The following is a 1498-nucleotide window of genomic DNA, read 5'->3' as shown; positions in this document are numbered from 1 at the left end:
CCGGTTTTTAGGCCAGTATTTCGATGAGGAATCCGGGTTTTGTTATAATCGCTTTAGATATTACAGTAACGAAACGGGGCAGTATATCTCGCCTGACCCCATCGGACTGCTGGGCGGGGTGAATCCGTACGGGTATGTCGATAATCCGGTCAATTTTGTTGATCCGTTTGGATTGGCAAAATGTCACCTAGATAATCCGAAGAAAAAAGTAAATAGCGCAGATGTAGGGGATTTCGTTAGAACACCAACCTCTCATCCTGATGATTTTACCAAAGTAAAAGGTGGTAATTATAAGAATAATTATACGAATGAGATATGGAGTAAAAGTAATACATCTCATAGTGATAAAGCGGGGGAATGGAAAGTTGGCATTGGAAAAGCAGAACCTAAACCAAGACATAAAATAACTATAGGTATGAGTGATGGAAAAATCATTAAAGTTGATAAATAAAACTTTTTCACTAAATGGATTTAATTTTAGTGGATTTAGTTCATCCGTGGATTGGGTTGGTTTTTTCGAGAGAAAACATGGGTTTTCTTATAAAATCATGGATGAAGCTATTGAATTATTTGATACTTTTTTCAAGGGTAAAAGTGGTAATCCAATAATCATCACGGCTCTTTCTTTTGATGATGAAAGAGAAAAAGACATAGAAACAATTACGAGATATCAAGAAATTTACCATAAAGCCAAAGAAAAAAATTTATTATTACCAATAACAGAAAGTTATGAGAATTACTTATATGGAGAAACATCATTACCAGCACACTCACTAAGTTTTAGCTTTAGAGAAAAGGATTTTATCCATCTTTCAAAACTTATTATGTGCCATTCTGGAATAATAGGTCAGGTTTGTTTTTATATCAATCCTGCTCTCAATATAGGGGTCTATCCTCATGAGGATACTGGTTTTGGTTGTATTGCACTTAACTCAGATAAAAAAACATGTCTTGATTTTCTAATACATTGTAATAAAAATGGAAATTTTAATACTGTAATAGAGTACTAGCTCTGAAAACATAAGCTGGGAAGATCCCTGTGATCTTCCCAGCTTGTTCTGTTTAAGAGCTACTCAGCCCCTGCCTTTAGTGGCTGTTGTAGTCGCCAATCAGTTCGCGCATCCTCAGCTTAATTTCGCTGAGCTGGTCTTGCTGGCGCTGGTACTGTTGTTTAATGGTGCGGGTGTCGTCGCTGTCAGGAATAAGCACCAGACAGCCGTCCATAATTTTGACGGTGAGTGTGCCACCAATCTCAAATCCGGCCTGCTTAAGCCACTGCCCCTTGAGATGTATCGCGGGCGGGGCGCTGGCCTTGTCATTTTGCGGTACGTATCCCACGGTATAATAACGTTCTGTTTTTGTACCTTTATTTACGGCACGGTTTTGCCTAGAATGCGCCTTAGCCATGATTAACTACCTCCAATAGTTGGTTATGGTTAGCGGCTCCGGCGTGTTGCAAGCGCGTCGGAGCCGTATTCTTTACTGCTGTCGCCGGAAT

At 39.5% G+C, this 1498-nt stretch carries 3 protein-coding genes; 2 read left to right on the top strand and 1 reads right to left on the bottom strand.

All coding sequences use genetic code 11. The features are described 5' to 3' along the window. Both Xind_RS19475 and Xind_RS19470 read left to right on the top strand, forming a co-directional pair. Positions 1–451, top strand: a 451-nt coding sequence (locus Xind_RS19475; RefSeq protein WP_187650932.1) for an RHS repeat-associated core domain-containing protein, incomplete at its 5' end; no start/stop codon positions are given. Beyond that, on the top strand, positions 423–1010 hold the full coding sequence (locus tag Xind_RS19470; protein ID WP_187650931.1) for a hypothetical protein: 588 nt from the start codon (positions 423–425) through the stop codon (positions 1008–1010). The genes Xind_RS19475 and Xind_RS19470, both read left to right, overlap by 29 nt. A gap of 76 nt (positions 1011–1086) precedes the next feature. On the opposite strand, the gene Xind_RS19465 is transcribed toward Xind_RS19470, so the two are convergent. Beyond that, positions 1087–1407: a SymE family type I addiction module toxin gene (locus Xind_RS19465; RefSeq protein ID WP_187650930.1), complete on the bottom strand. Its 321-nt coding sequence runs from the start codon at positions 1405–1407 to the stop codon at positions 1087–1089. Positions 1408–1498: the final 91 nt, after the last annotated feature.

The organism is Xenorhabdus indica (genome assembly GCF_014467235.1).
GTDB lineage: Bacteria > Pseudomonadota > Gammaproteobacteria > Enterobacterales > Enterobacteriaceae > Xenorhabdus > Xenorhabdus indica.
The sequence above is the reverse complement of the archived record's forward strand: the minus strand, read 5'-3'. Positions and strand labels throughout refer to the sequence as shown.